Annotated in this window: 9 protein-coding genes, 1 tRNA gene and 2 rRNA genes; 10 read left to right on the top strand and 2 right to left on the bottom strand. The window is 65.9% G+C overall.

Translation table 11 applies throughout. The annotated features are described in order from the left end of the window. Nucleotides 1-108: 108 nt before the first annotated feature. The 6 genes from EI982_RS11890 to EI982_RS11865 all read left to right on the top strand — a co-directional run bounded on the left by EI982_RS11890 (nt 109) and on the right by EI982_RS11865 (nt 9,794). On the top strand, nt 109-837 hold the full coding sequence (locus tag EI982_RS11890) for a topoisomerase DNA-binding C4 zinc finger domain-containing protein (RefSeq protein WP_233255227.1): 729 nt from the start codon (nt 109-111) through the stop codon (nt 835-837). 45 nt (nt 838-882) lie between these two features. Then, nucleotides 883-1,920 (top strand): tRNA-intron lyase, encoded by a 1,038-nt coding sequence (endA, locus tag EI982_RS11885; protein WP_157689900.1) that lies wholly within the window; start codon nt 883-885, stop codon nt 1,918-1,920. 1 nt (nt 1,921) lies between these two features. Beyond that, entirely contained in the window at nt 1,922-3,505 is a 1,584-nt protein-coding gene (locus tag EI982_RS11880; RefSeq protein WP_157689899.1) for a tryptophan--tRNA ligase, read from the top strand. A 241-nt stretch (nt 3,506-3,746) separates the two neighbouring features. After that, the gene (pheS, locus tag EI982_RS11875; RefSeq protein WP_157689898.1) at nt 3,747-5,291 is read left to right on the top strand and encodes a phenylalanine--tRNA ligase subunit alpha; all 1,545 of its coding nucleotides are present in this window, start codon (nt 3,747-3,749) and stop codon (nt 5,289-5,291) included. After that, entirely contained in the window at nt 5,291-7,003 is a 1,713-nt protein-coding gene (gene pheT / locus EI982_RS11870; RefSeq protein ID WP_157689897.1) for a phenylalanine--tRNA ligase subunit beta, read from the top strand. The genes pheS and pheT overlap by 1 nt, the downstream gene beginning before the upstream one ends. 187 nt (nt 7,004-7,190) lie before the next feature. Further along, a complete protein-coding gene (locus EI982_RS11865) occupies nt 7,191-9,794 on the top strand; it encodes a valine--tRNA ligase (RefSeq protein WP_157689896.1) in 2,604 nt (867 codons plus the stop codon). On the opposite strand, the gene EI982_RS11860 is transcribed toward EI982_RS11865, so the two are convergent. Then, nucleotides 9,795-10,850, bottom strand: a complete 1,056-nt coding sequence (locus EI982_RS11860) for a quinone-dependent dihydroorotate dehydrogenase (RefSeq protein WP_157689895.1) — start codon at nt 10,848-10,850, stop codon at nt 9,795-9,797. A 39-nt stretch (nt 10,851-10,889) separates the two neighbouring features. Continuing rightward, the gene (locus tag EI982_RS11855) at nt 10,890-11,087 is read right to left on the bottom strand and encodes a hypothetical protein (protein WP_049937926.1); all 198 of its coding nucleotides are present in this window, start codon (nt 11,085-11,087) and stop codon (nt 10,890-10,892) included. A 186-nt stretch (nt 11,088-11,273) separates the two neighbouring features. Between EI982_RS11855 and EI982_RS11850 the strand changes: the two genes are divergently transcribed. The 4 genes from EI982_RS11850 to EI982_RS11835 all read left to right on the top strand — a co-directional run bounded on the left by EI982_RS11850 (nt 11,274) and on the right by EI982_RS11835 (nt 17,041). Further along, the gene (locus tag EI982_RS11850; protein ID WP_157689894.1) at nt 11,274-11,585 is read left to right on the top strand and encodes a non-histone chromosomal MC1 family protein; all 312 of its coding nucleotides are present in this window, start codon (nt 11,274-11,276) and stop codon (nt 11,583-11,585) included. Nucleotides 11,586-12,238: 653 nt separating this feature from the next. Further along, nucleotides 12,239-13,708: ribosomal RNA gene (locus tag EI982_RS11845) — 16S ribosomal RNA — on the top strand. 132 nt (nt 13,709-13,840) lie between these two features. Further along, nucleotides 13,841-13,912, top strand: a tRNA-Ala gene (locus tag EI982_RS11840). A 211-nt stretch (nt 13,913-14,123) separates the two neighbouring features. After that, nucleotides 14,124-17,041 (top strand): 23S ribosomal RNA (locus EI982_RS11835). Together the 16S and 23S rRNA genes with 1 tRNA gene alongside form the textbook arrangement of a ribosomal RNA operon. The last annotated feature ends 16 nt before the right edge of the window (nt 17,042-17,057 follow it).

Below are 17,057 nucleotides of genomic sequence, written 5' to 3'. Positions count from 1 at the left end.
CACCCCGTCCATATCGAAGAGGACCGCGTCCATACCTGCCGACCGCTCCCCATCGCCGAAAGGGCTTCGTCCGAGGCTTTTCACCCGATGCCGGCGCCACCGCGCCCCGTGACCGACGCCATCCGCGCCTTCGCCGGCGACTGTACCGTCGAGACCGACGACCGGATCCACCGGGGCCGCGTGCTCGTCCTCGTCAAACCCGACCGGACCGTCCTCGTCCACGACGCCGACGGCTACCAGCCGGTCGCGTGGCTCACCCGCGCCGACGCCGTCACCGTCGAGTCCGACGGCCCGGGGTTCGGCCTCACCGCCCACCTGGACGACCGGACGCTTCGGGTGACCGCCGACCGGATCCGGCGGTCGGTCTACCCCGTCACCGAGGCGGGGGTACCCGTGGGGACGAGCCCCGACTCCGGCGGACCGCTGGTCCGAACCGGGGGCGCCGTCGTCGACGTCGTCGACGACACCCGCTACCCGCTCGTCGCCGGCGCGAGCGTCGTCGACGGAACCTGCCCGGACTGTGGCCTGCCGCGCATGCGTGTCGACCGCGGCGCCACCTTCGAGGTGTGTATCGACCGCGACTGCGAACCGCTCGACGACGCGGTCCGCGAGCGGTTCGACCGGGCGTGGACCTGCCCGGACTGCGGCGACGACCTGCGGATCATCCGCCGCCGGGGACGGCTACTCGCGGGGTGTGACGCCTACCCCGACTGCGAGACGGCGTTCACGGTCCCGGCCGGCGTCGTCGTCGACGACTGCCCGTGTGGCCTGCCCGTCTTCGAGACGGCGACGGGACGCCGGTGTCTCGACGGCACCTGCGACCGGCGCTCGGAGTGAGCGGTCACCGCAGGCCCTTTACCCCCACCGCGCCCCCATCCGGGTATGCAGGGGACCTTCGAGGACGGCGTCGTCCGCGTCGGCGGCGACGCCAGACAGCGGTTCTACGACGCCCGCGGCTACGGGCGGCCGCTCTCGGGCAACCGGATCGAACTCGCGCCCGTCGAAGCCGCACACCTCCTCTTTCGGGGCGACCTCGACGCCGTCGTCGACGGCGACGACCGCCTCGACTTCCGGTCCTTCCTCGTCGCCACCGACGCCGCCCTCGCCTTCGTCGTGTACAAGGACCTGCGCGACCGGGGGTTCTACCTCTCGCCCGCCCGCGACGGCTGGGTCGATCACCCGGATGGCGCCGACTTCGTCGTCTTCCCCCGCGGGAGCGGCCCCGAGGACGACGCCGTCGCGTACCGGCTTCGCGTCGCCGGCGAGCGCGAGTCCATCCCCGCCGCCAGCCTCGGCGACGTGACCCTCGCCGTCGTCGACGAGGAGGGAGAGCTCACGTATCTGGAGACGGCGCGGCCGGACGCGGCCGGCGAGGCGGACGGCGGCGAGCGGTACGACCCGCCGACCGGCCTCGACGCCGCCCTCCTCGCCGACCGGGCGGTGGTGTGGGAGCCGCCCGAGGCGCTCCACGACCGGGGGTTCTACGGCCAGCGACTCCTCGGACGGAACGCCGAGACGGGACCCCTCCAGCTGTCGCTCGTGGAGGCGGCGTACCTCGCTCGCCGCGGCACCCTCGACCTGGCCGAACCCCACGTCGTCGAGCGCGGCCGGGCCGTCGAGGGCGAGCGGTTCGACCGCCGGCTCCGCGCCTACGCGGCGCTCCGGGCGGCGGGGAGCGTCCCGAAGAGCGGGTTCAAGTTCGGCGCCGACTTCCGCACCTACGACGCCTTCACCACCGTCGAGGAGATGGACCACTCGGCGCGTTTGATCCGCGTCGTCGCGCCCGATCACACCTTCCTGCCCCGCGACCTCTCGCTCGACGTCCGGCTCGCCGGTGGGGTCCGGAAGCGAATGGTTTTTGCGCTGACCGACGTGAACGAGGGGATAGACTGGCTCTCCGTCGCCCGACTCACGCCCTAACATGACACGAGACAACCCGGAGAACACGGCGGACTCGACTCAGGCGACCGACGGCGGGAGCGACACCGCAAGCGGCGCGGACGACGTGGCGCTCGACCCCTGGGGCTCCTCCACCGTCTCCGACTACCGCAAGCTGTTCGAGGAGTTCGGCATCGAGGCCTTCGACGAGGTGCTCGGCGAGGTGCCCGAACCCCACTACCTGATGCGCCGGGGCGTCATCTTCGGCCATCGCGACTACCGCCCCGTGGCCCGGGCGCTCCGCGAGGGCGAGGACGCGGCCGTCCTCTCGGGCTTCATGCCCACCGGCGACCCCCACATCGGCCACAAACTCGTCTTCGACGAGATCATCTGGCACCAGGAGCGGGGTGCCGACGCCTACGGCCTGATCGCCGACCTCGAGGCCCACAGCGCCCGCGGCCTCTCGTGGGACGAGATCGACGAACACGCCCGCGACTACCTGCTCTCCCTGCTCGCGCTCGGCTTCGACCCCGAGGAGGGCGAACTCTACCGGCAGTCGACCAACCGCGAGGTGCAGGACCTCGCGTTCGAACTCGGATCGAACGCTCGCTTCGCGGAGTTCGAGGGCATCTACGGCTTCGACGGCGAGACCTCCGTCTCCCACATGCAGTCGGTGGTCACGCAGATGGCGGACATCCTCTACCCCCAGTTGGAGGAGCCGAAGCCGACGGTCATCCCCGTCGGGCCGGACCAGGACCCACACATGCGCCTCGCGCGGGACGTGGCCGCCCGGATGCGCTACTTCAAGGTGACCGAGGCGTACGCCTCCTTCGAGGCCGACGCCGGCGAGCGCGACCACCTGGCGGCGGCGTACGCCGCCCTGTCCGACGATTCGGACGCCCCCGTGCGCTGTGTGGACGCCGCCGACTGGCTCGACGCCGAGATGGCGCCCGACGCCGACCGCGACGCCGCCATCGAGAAACTCCGGGAGGCCGGCAAGGAACCGCTCCGCCCCCGCGTTCGCTTCCTCGACCGCAACGCCACCGACGCGGCCTTCGACGCCCTGATCGAGGCGGTGCCGGGCGAGAAGCGCCGCTACGACGAACACGTCGACGCCTTCGACATGGACCGCGCGGCCGCCGAGGAACTGGCCCGCGAAGTGGAGGTCGACCACGGCGGCTTCGGTTTCCTGCCGCCCTCATCCATCTACCACCGGTTCATGACCGGGCTGACCGGCGGGAAGATGTCGTCGTCGGTACCCGCCTCCCACATCTCCCTGCTCGACGACCCCGAGGACGGCTACGACAAGGTGAAGGCGGCGACGACGGGCGGCCGGGAGACGGCCGAAAAGCAGCGCGAACTCGGCGGCGAGGCCGACGAGTGTCCCGTCTACGAACTGTACGCCTACCTGCTCGCGGGCGACGACGACGAGTTCGCGACCGAGGTGTACGAGGAGTGTGTCGGCGGCGAGCGGCTTTGTGGCGGCTGCAAGGAGCAGGCCGCCGAACTCATGCGCGAGTTCCTCGAAGACCACCAGGAGAAACGCGCGGAGGTTGCGGACCTGCTCGACGACCTGGATATCGACCTCGACGCCGACCGTCGCGGCGTGCCCGGCGACGGCCACTGACCGGCGCCCCGGCTTGCAGAACGCTTTTGCCCCACGGCCCGAATCGAACGGGTATGGCGACCGAACCCGCCACGACCGACACGCTCGCCCGCGAAGCGACCGCGTCCGGGTTCGGCTTCTTTTTCGCCCTCTGAGACGGTGGCCGGCGGACTCCGCCCGCGGCGGGCGGACGAAATCGGCCCGCTCGGCGGGCAACGCTTCGGAACCCCTAACTGACCGGCTCGGATGCACGTGAACAAGAATGCGACTCCCGGACTCACAGGTCGCGGTGTTGGAAGCCGCGAGCGCGACGGAGGAACTGACGATCGAACGGTTGAGCGAGGAGACGGGGCTGAAACCGGAGACGGTGACCGGCGCCGCCTTCGACCTCGAGGATGCGGGACTGGTCGCGGTGTCGACCGCCGAAACCGTCTCCCACGAGGTGTCCGACGAGGGCGAGACGTACGCCGAGGCCGGCCTCCCCGAGGTCCGCCTCTACCGCGCCGCGCTCTCGGCCGGCGCCGACGACGGCGCCGTCTCGCTCGGCGAGGTCATCGGCGCGGCGGACCTCGACGGCCCCGAGGTGGACATCGCCCTCGCCAACTACGCCCGCAAGGGGTACGGCGACGTCGACTCGGGCGAGATCACCGCCGACCCGGACGCCGACCCTGACGCCGACCCGGAGGCGACGGCGCTCGCGTCGCTCGTCGATGGCGAGGAGCCACGCTCCTCGGGAAGCCGGCCGCAGGCCGGCGAGTCGGTCGAGGCGTCCGATGCGCTCGATCAACTCGTCCGGCGCGGACTCGTCGACCGGCGGGAGCGGGCCGTCCGCTCGGTCGTCCTCACCGACGAGGGCGTGACCGCGCTGATGGAGGGCGTCGAGGCGGCCGAGACGGTCGACCGCCTCACCCCCGAGATGCTCGCCTCCGGCGAGTGGCGCGACGCCGAGTTCGCCGACTACAACGTCGAGGCCGACGCCCCCGCGGAGCGTGGCGGCAAGGTCCACATCCTCCGACAGACCGCCGAGCGCGTGAAGGACACCCTCGTCGGGATGGGCTTCCGGGAGATGGACGGTCCCCACGCCGACGCGGAGTTCTGGATCAACGACTGTCTGTTCATGCCACAGGACCATCCGGCGCGCACCCACTGGGACCAGTTCGCGCTCGACGTGCCGCCGGTGCGGGACATCCCCGAGGACCTGCTGGATCGCGTCCGCTCGGCCCACCTCGAGGGCGTCGGCGACGACGGGCAGGGGTACCACTCCCCGTGGACCGAGGAGGTCGCCCGCGAGGTCGACCTCCGGGGTCACACCACCTCGCTGTCCATGCGCTATCTCTCGGGCAACGAGATCGGCGACCTCGAACCTCCGGAGCGCTTCTTCAGCGTCGAGAAGGTGTATCGCAACGACACGCTCGATCCGACCCACCTGCTCGAGTTCTTCCAGATCGAGGGCTGGGTGATGGCCGAGGACCTCTCGGTGCGGGACCTGATGGGCACCTTCGAGGAGTTCTACCAGCAGTTCGGGATCACCGACCTGCAGTTCAAGCCACATTACAACCCCTACACCGAGCCGTCCTTCGAACTGTTCGGCACCCACCCCGAGACCGGGGAGCTCATCGAGATCGGCAACAGCGGGATGTTCCGCGAGGAGGTCCTCCGGCCTCTCGGCGTCGAGTGTGACGTGATGGCCTGGGGACTGGCGCTCGAACGACTCCTGATGCTCATGTACGGCTTCGACGACATCCGCGACGTCCACGGGACGCTCTGTGACCTCGACCTCCTGCGGAACACGGAGGTGTTGCACTGATGCCGGTCGTCGACGTCGACCCCGACGAACTCCGGCAGCTGACGGGTCACGACGAGAAGAGCGACGAGGCGCTCAAGGAGGACCTGTTCGCCCTCGGACTGGAGTTCGAGGGCGAGACGGAGGACGGAAAGCTCCAACTGGAGTTCGGCCCCGACCGCCTCGACCGCCTCTCCGTCGAGGGGGTCGCCCGCTCGCTGCGCTACCAGTACGGCGACGACCGCGGCGTCTACGTCCCGAACACGAACGACCCCGACTGGACGATCGTCGTAGACGACTCGACGCCCGACGAGCGCCCCTACGTCACGGGCGCGGTGATCCGCGGCGTCGACCTGGACGACGACGCCCTCGACTCCCTGATCCAGCTCCAGGAGAAGCTCCACGCGACGATGGGTCGCAAGCGCGCCAAGGGCGCCATCGGCATCCACGACCTGACGATGCTGAAAGGCGCGGCCCACGGCGAAGACGGCGGCAACTCCATCACCTACCGCGGGGTCGCCCCCGATGGCGACCGGTTCGTCCCCCTCGATTCCGACCGGGAGATGACCCCGGCCGACGTCCTCGAGGACCACCCCACCGGCGAGACCTACGCCTCGCTGGTCGAGGCGTACGACCGCTATCCGGCGATCTACGACGATATCGGCCTGTTCTCGTTCCCGCCGGTGATCAACGGCCGCCGGACCGAGGTGTCCACCGACTCCCGCGAGCTGTTCGTCGAGCTCACGGGGACCGACCAGTGGACCATCGACCGGATGTGCAACGTCATCTGCTACGCGCTCGACGCGCGCGGTGCGACCGTCGAGGAGGTCGAGGTCGAGTACGCCGACGGCCGGCTGGTCCGCCCGGACTTCGAGGTGGACGAAAAGACCGTCGCCCACGAGCGCATCGAGGGGATGCTCGGCGTCGACCTCTCGGTCGAGGAGACGGTCGACCTGTTCGAGCGCTCGGGGCTCGGCGCCGAGCCGTCGGACGCCGACGCGGGCGTCACCTACGAGGTGTCGATCCCGCCGTACCGCACGGACGTCCTCCACCCGCTCGACCTGATCGACGACGTGGGGCGGGCCTACGGGTTCAACGACCTCGATCCCACCTACCCCGACGTCGCGACCGTCGGCGGTCGACACGAGCGCTCGGTCCACGAGGCCGCGGTCCGCACCTCGCTCGTCGGCCTGGGCTTCGAGGACCTGCTCAACTTCCATATGATCTCCGAGGCCGAGAACTACGACCGGATGGGCGTCGACCCCGGGACCGACGTCGTCGGCGGGGGCGAGCCGGTCACCATCACCGAGCCGTACAGCGAGGACTACACGATGCTCCGGACGTGGGCGCTCCCCTCCCTACTGATGGTCCTCGAGAACAACACCCACCGGGCCTACCCGCAGGACCTCGCGGAGGTCGGGCTGGCCGCCGTCGCCGACGACGGCGAGAACACCGGCGTCGCCGAGCGTCGTACCGTCGCGGGCGTGGTGGCCCGCAACGACGCCACCTACGAGGACGCCAAGGCGCGGCTGGCGGCGCTGTGTCACGACTTCGACGCCGACCTGTCGACCCCCGCGACGACCCATCCGACGTTCATCGACGGCCGCGCGGCCGAGGTAGTGATCGACGGCGAGACCGTCGGCGTGATCGGCGAGGTACACCCGCGCGTGCTCGTCGAACACGACTTGGAGTTGCCCGTGGCGGCCTTCGAGTTCCGGCTGGACGCGCTGGCGTAGCTCAATACCGTTCGATATCGACGCCGAGGCGTTCGAGCTCCGCGACGTTTCGCGCGGGACCCGGCTCGCCGACCACGCCGACGATGACGTCGCCGTCGGTGTTCGTCGACGCCGGGGGTGTCCATCCCGTCGAGCCGGCCTAACCGAGGCGTTTAACATCGGTCACTCCGGTAGCGTCACGCGAGCAATGCCGAGCGGAGAATACGACCCGGAGACGGTCGAACGACAGTGGCAGGAGCGGTGGGTCGAGGAGGATCTCTACGCCTACGATGGCGAGGGGGCAGTAGATCCGGACACCGTCTTCTCCATCGACTCGCCGCCGCCGACGGTCTCCGGGAGCCTCCACTGGGGCCACGTCTACGGCTTCACCCTGCAGGACTTCGTCGCCCGGTACAACCGGATGCAGGGCAACGACGTGTTCTTCCCGTTCGGCTACGACGACAACGGCATCGCCTCCGAACGCCTCGCCGAGGGCGAACTCGAGGTGCAACACCAGGAGTACGACCGCGACGTCTTCCAGGAGATGTGTCGCGGCGTCTGTGCGAAATACGAGGCGGACTTCACGGAGAAGATGCAGGCGCTCGGCATCTCCATCGACTGGACCGAGACCTACCAGACCATCGAGCCGCGGGTCCAACGTATCTCCCAGCTCTCCTTCATCGACCTCTACGAGCAGGGTCGGGAGTACCGCCAGCGGGCCCCCGCCATCTGGTGTCCGGACTGCGAGACGGCCATCTCGCAGGTCGAGATGGAGGACTCCGAACAGGATTCCCACTTCCACGACATCGCGTTCGAGGTGGCGGGGCGCGACGAGACTTTCACCATCTCCACGACCCGGCCCGAACTCCTGCCGGCCTGCGTGGCAGTCTTCGTCCACCCCGACGACGACGAGAACCAGTATCTCGTCGGCGAGGAGGCCGAGATCCCACTCTTCGGGCAGACCGTTCCGATCATCGCGGACGAACGCGTCGACATGGAGACGGGATCGGGGGTCGTGATGTGCTGTACGTTCGGCGATCAGAACGACATCGAGTGGTACCAGGCCCACGACCTCGACCTGCGGATCGCCATCGACGAGTCGGGAACGATGACCGACGTGGCCGGGACGTACGAAGGTCTCTCGGCCGACGAGGCCCGCGAGGCCATCGTCGCCGACCTCGACGACGCCGGGGCGCTCCTGGACCGCTGGCCCATCTCCCACGTCGTCAACGTCCACGAGCGCTGCGGGACGGAAGTCGAGTTCCTCGTCACCGAGCAGTGGTACGTCAAACTGCTCGACAAGACCGAGGAGTACCTCGAAGCCGGGCGGTCGATGGACTGGTTCCCCGAGAAGATGTTCACACGGTACAAAAACTGGATCGAGGGGCTCCAGTGGGACTGGGCCATCTCCCGCCAGCGGTCGTCGGGCATCCCGTTCCCGGTGTGGTACTGTGAGGGTTGCGACACCGAGGTGATGGCCGACCGCGAGCAGTTGCCGGTCGATCCCCTCTCGGACGACCCACCGGTCGACGACTGTCCGGAGTGTGGCTGTGAGACGTTCGTCCCCGAGGACGACGTCTTCGACACGTGGGCTACCTCCTCGCTGACGCCGCTGATCAACGCCGGCTGGGAGTGGAACGACGAGGCGGGCGAGATGGAGATCGAGCGCCCCGAACTCTATCCGATGGACGTGCGCCCGCAGGGTCACGACATCATCTCCTTCTGGCTGTTCCACACCGTCGTGAAGTGTTACGAACACACCGGCGAGGTACCCTTCGAGAGCGTCATGATCAACGGGATGGTGCTCGACGAGAACAGGGAGAAGATGTCGAAATCGAAGGGCAACGTCGTCGCGCCCGACGAGGTGCTGGAGGAGTTCCCGGTCGACGCTGCCCGCTACTGGGCCGCCGGGAGCGCCGTCGGCGACGACCTGCCGTACAAGGAGAAGGGACTGCGTGCGGGCGAGCGCCTCATGCGCAAGCTCTGGAACGCGTCGAAACTCGTCGACGACCTCACCCCCGAGAAGCGACTCGGGCGGCCGGACCTCCGCGAGATCGATCGCTGGATGCTCGCGGAACTCGACGACCGGATCGAGACCGTCACCGAGCATTTCGAGCGTCGGGAGTTCTCGAAGGCCCGGGACAGCCTCCGCTCGTTCTTCTGGCACACGTTCTGTGACGACTACCTCGAGATCGCTAAACAGCGCCTGCACGACGGCGACGATCCCTCGGCGGCGTACACGCTCCAGGTCGCCCACCGGCGGTTCTGTAAGCTGTTCGCCCCGATCCTCGCACACGTCACCGAGGAGCTGTGGCGCGACATGTACAGCGAGGGCAGCGTCCACACGGCCGACTGGCCCGAACCGCTGGGCGTGGAGGCCGACCTCGCGGCCGGGGAGCGGGCGATGTCTGTCGTCGCCGCCCTGCGGAAGTACAAGACCGACCACCAGCTGTCGATGAACGCCGACGTGGACGCGGTGCGGGTCTACGGCGACGTGGCGGCCTTCGCCGAGGACATCCGACGGGTCATGCACGTCGACGAACTGGAGTCCGTCGCCGAGGACCCGCCGGTCGAGTCGGTCGTGACCGGCGTCGACCTCGATTACTCCCTGGTCGGTCCCGAGTTCGGGAACCGCGTCTCGGACATCGAGGCGGCCATCGCCGACGGCGACTACGAGGTCGTCGACGGCCACCTGCACGCCGCGGACGTCGAACTCGACCCCGAAATGTTCGAACTCGAAGCGGAACGGCGGTACACCGGCGACGGCGAGATGGTCGAGGCGGGCGAGACGGTCGTCATCGTCCGGAACTGATCACAGGTCGGCGCCGACGGCCGCCTCGACGGAGTCGAAGCCGTCCCGTTCCAACAGGTCGCACAGTCCGCGATTGATATCGTGAGCGAGGCTCGGCCCCTCGTAGACCAGTCCCGTGTACAACTGAACGACGCTCGCGCCCGCACGGATCTTCCGGTACGCGCCTTCGGCGTCGGTGATCCCGCCGACGCCGACGACCGGGACGTCGGTCCGCTCGGCGATGAACCCGACCATCCCGGTCGCGCGCTCCTCGATGGGCTTGCCCGAGAGGCCGCCCCGTTCCGCCCGGTTCGGGTTCTGCAGGCCGTCCGGACGGTCGACGGTGGTGTTGGTCGCGACCACTCCGTCCAGGTCCAGGTCGTCGACGACTGCCAGCGCCTCGTCGATGGCCGGGCCCGCCAGATCCGGGGAGAGTTTCACCAACAGCGGTGCGGCGCCGGCGTCGACGAGGCCGCCGAGGATGCGCTCCAACGACTCGCGGTGCTGGAGTTCGCGCAGGCCGGGGGTGTTCGGACTGGAGACGTTCACGACGAAGTAGTCGCCTGCGTCGGCGACCCGGTCGTAGGTGTAGCGGTAGTCGTCGGCCGCGTCGGCCAGGGGCGTCGACTTCGACTTGCCGATGTTGATCCCGACGGGGGCGTCGGGCAGGTCGGCGGTCGCGAGTCGCGCGCCGATCCGGTCGGCGCCCTCGTTGTTGAACCCCATCCGATTGATCAGTGCGCCGTCCTCGGGGAGCCGAAAGAGCCGCGGTCGGGCGTTGCCCGGTTGCCGTTCGGCCGTGACGCCGCCGACCTCGACGTGGCCGAACCCGAGCGCCGTCAGGATCGACGGCAGTTCGGCGTTCTTGTCGAAGCCGGCGGCGACCCCGACCGGGTTGTCGAAGTCGAGTCCGAACGCCTCGGTCCGCAGGCGGTCGTCGTCGACGACGTACCGTCCCCGGAGGCGGTCCTCGACGCTCGTTCCCTGGGCGGCGTGGAGCAGTCGGTGCGTGGCCCGGTGTGCCGTCTCCGCGGGCAGCGCGAACAGGAGCGGCTTACACAGGTCGTAGGCCCTCATCGCCCCGTCCTTCCGTTGCCGTCGATGTCGGTCATCGGTTCAGAAATCGTGTTCCACGTCGTCCGGATCGGCCTTCTGGATGATGATCTTCCCATCACGAACCCGAACGAACACTTCGTCGCCGATGTCCATCCCGGCCACGGCGAGTTCGTCTTCGTGTAGATTGACGTGGACGTTGTGGTACTCGCCGTTCTCGTCCTTGGCGCCGCTTGGACTGAGCTTCTTTTTCCGGACCATCGGGGGTGTCTAGCCCCCTTTCGCCACAGGACACACATAAGTGTTGTCTACCGGCCGACGGTGACGGCCGGAGCGGATTCGTGGGCAGTTCGGCCGAATAGTAGCCGCCGAAACCCGTCAGGGCACCCGATTTGCCGGTATATTTATGTTGTGTCATGTGTTCGATTCCCATAGAGGTCCAAAATCATGGTACGAGAGGACGGTAAGCGGAACTTCGTGATGCGCGAGGAGGGTGAGGAGGACAGCGTGTTCTCCGGGAACATGCCCCGGCAGGCGGCACTGAAGGCGGCACGTCGCCTCGAACCGGCGGATTCGGAGGAGAAAGCCGAGGCGGAGGCCGAGGAGATCCGACTCCGGGAGAAGGGGACCGACAAGGTCCACATCTTCGAGGCGTGGGCCTGGGAACAGGAGGCGCCGGACGACAAACCCGACTGGATGGGCGAGGAGATCACGAAGGGGAACGTCTCGAAGAAGGGTATCGAACACCTCGAGGAGTGACGCCGACCACGCCGGCGAGCGGGGGCGACGAGTGCCGACAGGGCTTTGTTCGCTCGCCGATCACGTCCCTGCGCGCGGCCGCTCCCCGGCGGGACCACCCGTACGCGCGGGGGATGACCGACCGGTCTCCAGCCGCGCGACATTCTACGTCCTCTCGACGACCACGTTCGTGACACGGTGCCGTGTAATCGACTGACGATGCGGCTCCACTTCGACGGCCTTATTTATACCACCCGCCTCCACAGTAGTACGCACGTCGTCGGCGCCGATTCGACGTTCGGACCCGATCCGAACGATCCGAAATCGGCGGCCGGCGGCGGAACGCTTCCGACGCCCTTAAGTGTATGAGGGGGTTCGGTTGTGATGCGAAGGGCGAGGGCGACGGTGCCCTCGGCCTCACTCGGACCGGTCAGACCGACCGGGCGATTCCCGGGCCCGATCAACGGGCTTATGTGGGTCGCCCTCCTCGGTTCAGGTCCGAACGAAACATGAGGATTCCACCCCTGCGGTCCGCCGTAAGCCGGAATCTGATGTGAGCCTTGGTGGTTCGGTGTCACCCGGTCGATCCGGTGACCCGAACCACGGACCTCAGTGGTCTACACGACGCGGAAACATTACGTTTCCCGCCACCCCTCACTCGCAAGAGTGAGCCCATTCCGGTTGATCCTGCCGGAGGCCATTGCTATCGGGGTCCGATTTAGCCATGCTAGTCGTACGAGTTTACACTCGTGGCGAATAGCTCCGTAACACGTGGCCAAACCACCCTCCAGAGAACCATAACCTCGGGAAACTGAGGCTAATAGTTCATACCCGTCCCACGCTGGAATGCCGGGACGCGCAAACGTTCCGACGCTGGAGGACGTGGCTGCGGCCGATTAGGTTGACGGTGGGGTAACGGCCCACCGTGCCGATAATCGGTACGGGTTGTGAGAGCAAGAACCCGGAGACGGAATCTGAGACAAGATTCCGGGCCCTACGGGGCGCAGCAGGCGCGAAACCTTTACACTGCACGCAAGTGCGATAAGGGGACCCCGAGTGCGAGGGCATACAGTCCTCGCTTTTCAGTACCGTAGGGAGGTACTGGAATAAGAGCTGGGCAAGACCGGTGCCAGCCGCCGCGGTAATACCGGCAGCTCGAGTGATGGCCGATCTTATTGGGCCTAAAGCGTTCGTAGCCGGCCACGCAAGTTCATCGGGAAATCCGCCAGCCCAACTGGCGGGCGTCCGGTGAAAACTGTGTGGCTTGGGACCGGAAGACCCGAAGGGTACGTCTTGGGTAGGAGTGAAATCCCGTAATCCTGGACGGACCGCCGATGGCGAAAGCACTTCGGGAAGACGGATCCGACGGTGAGGGACGAAAGCCAGGGTCTCGAACCGGATTAGATACCCGGGTAGTCCTGGCCGTAAACGATGTCTGCTAGGTGTGACTCCCGCTACGAGCGGGTGTTGTGCCGTAGGGAAGCCGCTAAGCAGACCGCCTGGGAAGTACGTCCGCAAGGATGAAACTTAAAGGAATTGGCGGGGGAGCACTACAACCGGAGGAGCCTGCGGTTTAATTGGACTCAACGCCGGACATCTCACCAGCATCGACAGCAGCAATGACGATCAGGTTGATGACCTTGTCAGAGCTGCTGAGAGGAGGTGCATGGCCGCCGTCAGCTCGTACCGTGAGGCGTCCTGTTAAGTCAGGCAACGAGCGAGACCCGCACTCCTAATTGCCAGCACCGGGTTCGCCCGGGTGGGTACATTAGGAGGACTGCCGTGGCCAACACGGAGGAAGGAACGGGCAACGGTAGGTCAGTATGCCCCGAATGTGCTGGGCTACACGCGGGCTACAATGGCCGAGACAATGGGTTCCAACCTCGAAAGAGGACGGTAATCTCCTAAACTCGGTCGTAGTTCGGATTGAGGGCTGAAACCCGCCCTCATGAAGCTGGATTCGGTAGTAATCGCGTGTCAGCAGCGCGCGGTGAATACGTCCCTGCTCCTTGCACACACCGCCCGTCAAAGCACCCGAGTGGGGTCCGGATGAGGCCGAGTTCCTCGGTCGAATCTGGGCTCCGCAAGGGGGCTTAAGTCGTAACAAGGTAGCCGTAGGGGAATCTGCGGCTGGATCACCTCCTACTGATCGGGACCGTCCCTCCGGGACGGCCCACCACGACCACTGCCGTCCACGGTTCGGCCACCGGGCCGACCGGGCGCCGTAGAACCACCAAGGCTCACACATCTCGTCTCGCGTCTCCTCCACGGAGACCGGGCCCGTAGCTCAGCGGTAGAGCACCTCCTTTGCAAGGAGGACGCCCTGGGTTCGAATCCCAGCGGGTCCATGCCGGCTCACCCGACGCCCGAATCGCACGCCTTAAGTGCACGACGGCGTTCGGTTGGGCCACGCAAGACCGATGCACCATCCCGCGAAAGCGCGGATGGGAAGGGTCGAACGCGCTCGCATCCACGAGAGCGTAATGAGACCGTATGTACGTGCGATCCAGGCGTCCACTGGACCCGACAGTCAAACCGGGTCACTAGTGTGACAAACCATCAATCTGGCTACTGTGCCAGCTGGTGAATGGCTCGGCTCGAGAGCCGACGACGGACGTGCCAAGCTGCGATAAGCCTCGGGGACCCGCATGGAGGGAAAGAACCGAGGATTTCCGAATGGGAATCCCCTCGCAATTGCCTCGCGCAATGGGGAACGCTCCGAATTGAAACATCTCAGTAGGAGCAGGAACAGAACGCAAACCGCGATCCCGTCAGTAACCGCGAGTGAACGCGGGCCAGTCCAAACCGAATCTCTTACGAGACATGTGGTGTCGGGCTGATCTTCAACATCCGACCCAACCCGAGAAGTCTCCTGAAACGGAGCGCGATACAGGGTGACAGCCCCGTATCGGGCTGCAGTACGATGGGAATCAGTCCCAGAGTAGCGGGGATTGGATATTCCTCGTGAACGTCCCAGGCATCAACTGGGAAGACTAAACACTCCTCGAGACCGATAGCGAACAAGTAGCGTGAGCGAACGCTGAAAAGTATCCCGAGAAGGGAACTGAAATAGAGCCTGAACTCAGCTGGCGATCGAGCGACGGGGCATACAAGGTCCTTCGACAAACGACCGAGGGGCGACCCTCTAGTAGGACTCGTGGGAAGCCGATGTTCCGTCGTGCGTTTTGAAAAACGAACCAGGGAGTGCATTTGCTTGGCGAGCCTAACCCGACCATCGGGGAAGGCACAGGGAAACCGATACGGCCGCAGTCTTACGACCAGGGCCACCGTGTTCAAGCGCGGGGAGTCAAGCGGATGCGACCCGAAACCGGGTGATCTACGCGTGGGCAGGGTGAAGCGTACCGAAAGGCACGTGGAGGCCCGTTAGGGGTGGTGTCCTACAATACCCTCCCGTGACCTATGCGTAGGGGTGAAAGGCCCATCGAACCCGGCAACAGCTGGTTCCAGCCGAAACATGTCGAAGCATGACCTCACCTGAGGTAGTCCGCGAGGTAGAGCGACCGATTGGATGACCCGCCTCCGAGAGGAGTCGGCCATCCTGTCGAACTCCGAACTTGCGGACGCCACAGACGGTGGGAGTCCGGTGTGCGGGGTAAGCCTGTGCACCGTAAGGGAGACAACCCAGCGGTAGGTTAAGGTCCCCAAGTGTGGATTAAGTGCGATCGAAGGTGGTCCCGAGCCCTAGACAGCCGGGAGGTGAGCTTAGAAGCAGCTACCCTCTAAGAAAAGCGTAACAGCTTACCGGCCGAGGTTCGGGGCGCCCAAAATGATCGGGGCTCAAATCCACCACCGAGACCTACCCGTGTCCATCACAGGACAATCGCGTAGGCTGGCACTCCGCTCGGGCGGAAGCACGGGAGAGATTTCGTGTGGACCGAGTGGTGACGATAATCCTGGTCACAGTAGCAGCGATAGTCGGGTGTGACACCCGACGGCCTTACGAGCAAGGGTTCCTCGGCACTGCTAATCAGCCGAGGGTTAGTCGATCCTAAGTCTCGCCGTAACTCGACCGAGACAACAGGGAAGCTGGTTAATATTCCAGCACCGCCACACATTGAAAGTCGACGCTTTGGGGACAACCGAGCCGGGCTTTCGCCCGGTCGAATCGAGTACATCCGTGGAAGCCGTAATGGCAGGAAGCGGACGACTCTCGAGACAGCGCAAGTCGGTCGTACCTAGAGCCCGTGAAAAGACGAGTGTGGTGATCGTACCGAGATCCGACACAGGTGCTCTGCCGGCGAAAGGCAAGGCCCGTCGGGAGCAACCGGCGTTAGGGAATTCGGCAAGTTAGTCCCGTACGTTCGCAATAAGGGATGCCTGCTCTGGAGAAGAGCAGGTCGCAGTGACTCGGGCGCTCCGACTGTCTAGTAACAACATAGGTGACCGCAAATCCGCAAGGACTCGTACGGTCACTGAATCCTGCCCAGTGCGGGTATCTGAACACCGAGTACAATCGGACGAAGGACCCGTCAACGGCGGGGGTAACTATGACCCTCTTAAGGTAGCGTAGTACCTTGCCGCTTCAGTAGCGGCTTGCATGAATGGATCAACGAGAGCGCCACTGTCCCAACGCTGGGCCCGGTGAACTGTACGTTCCAGTGCGGAGTCTGGAGACCCCCAAGGGGAAGCGAAGACCCTATAGAGCTTTACTGCAGGCTGTCGCTGAGACGTGGTCGCTACTGTGCAGCATAGGTAGGAGGCGTTACACAGGTACCCGCGCTAGCGGGCCACCGAGCCAGCATTGAAATACTACCCGGTAGTGACTGCGACTCTCACTCCTGGCGGAGGACACCGGTAGCCGGGCAGTTTGACTGGGGCGGTACGCGCTCGAAAAGATATCGAGCGCGCCCGATGGTCTCCTCATCCGGGTCGGAAACCCGGAAGAGAGCGCAAGAGCACAAGGAGGCCTGACAGTGATCTTCCCAACGAGGATCGCTGACGCGAAAGCGTGGTCTAGCGAACCCACGAGGTTCATTCATGGGACCCGTGGATGACAGAAAAGCTACCTTAGGGATAACAGAGTCGTCACTCGCAAGAGCACATATCGACCGAGTGGCTTGCTACCTCGATGTCGGTTCCCTCCATCCTGCCCGTGCAGAAGCGGGCAAGGGTGAGGTTGTTCGCCTATTAAAGGAGGTCGTGAGCTGGGTTTAGACCGTCGTGAGACAGGTCGGCTGCTATCTATTGGGGGTGTTGAAGGTACCTGACGGGAACAGGCGTATAGTACGAGAGGAACTCCGCCTGGGTGCCACTGGTGTACCGGTTGTCTGAAAAGGCAGTTGCCGGGCAGCCACGCACCACGGGGTAAGAGCTGAACGCATCTAAGCTCGAAACCCACCTGGAAAAGAGGTACCACCGAGGACACTCGTAGAAGACGAGTTAGATAGACTCGGGGTGTACGCGTCAAGGCAACGAGACGTTCAGCCCGCGAGCACTAACAGTCCGAGCCACATTCATTGGATTTCGCACTGT

Origin of the sequence: Haloplanus salinarum (assembly GCF_009762275.1) — an archaeon.
Taxonomy (GTDB): domain Archaea; phylum Halobacteriota; class Halobacteria; order Halobacteriales; family Haloferacaceae; genus Haloplanus; species Haloplanus salinarum.
The sequence above is the reverse complement of the archived record's forward strand: the minus strand, read 5'-3'. Positions and strand labels throughout refer to the sequence as shown.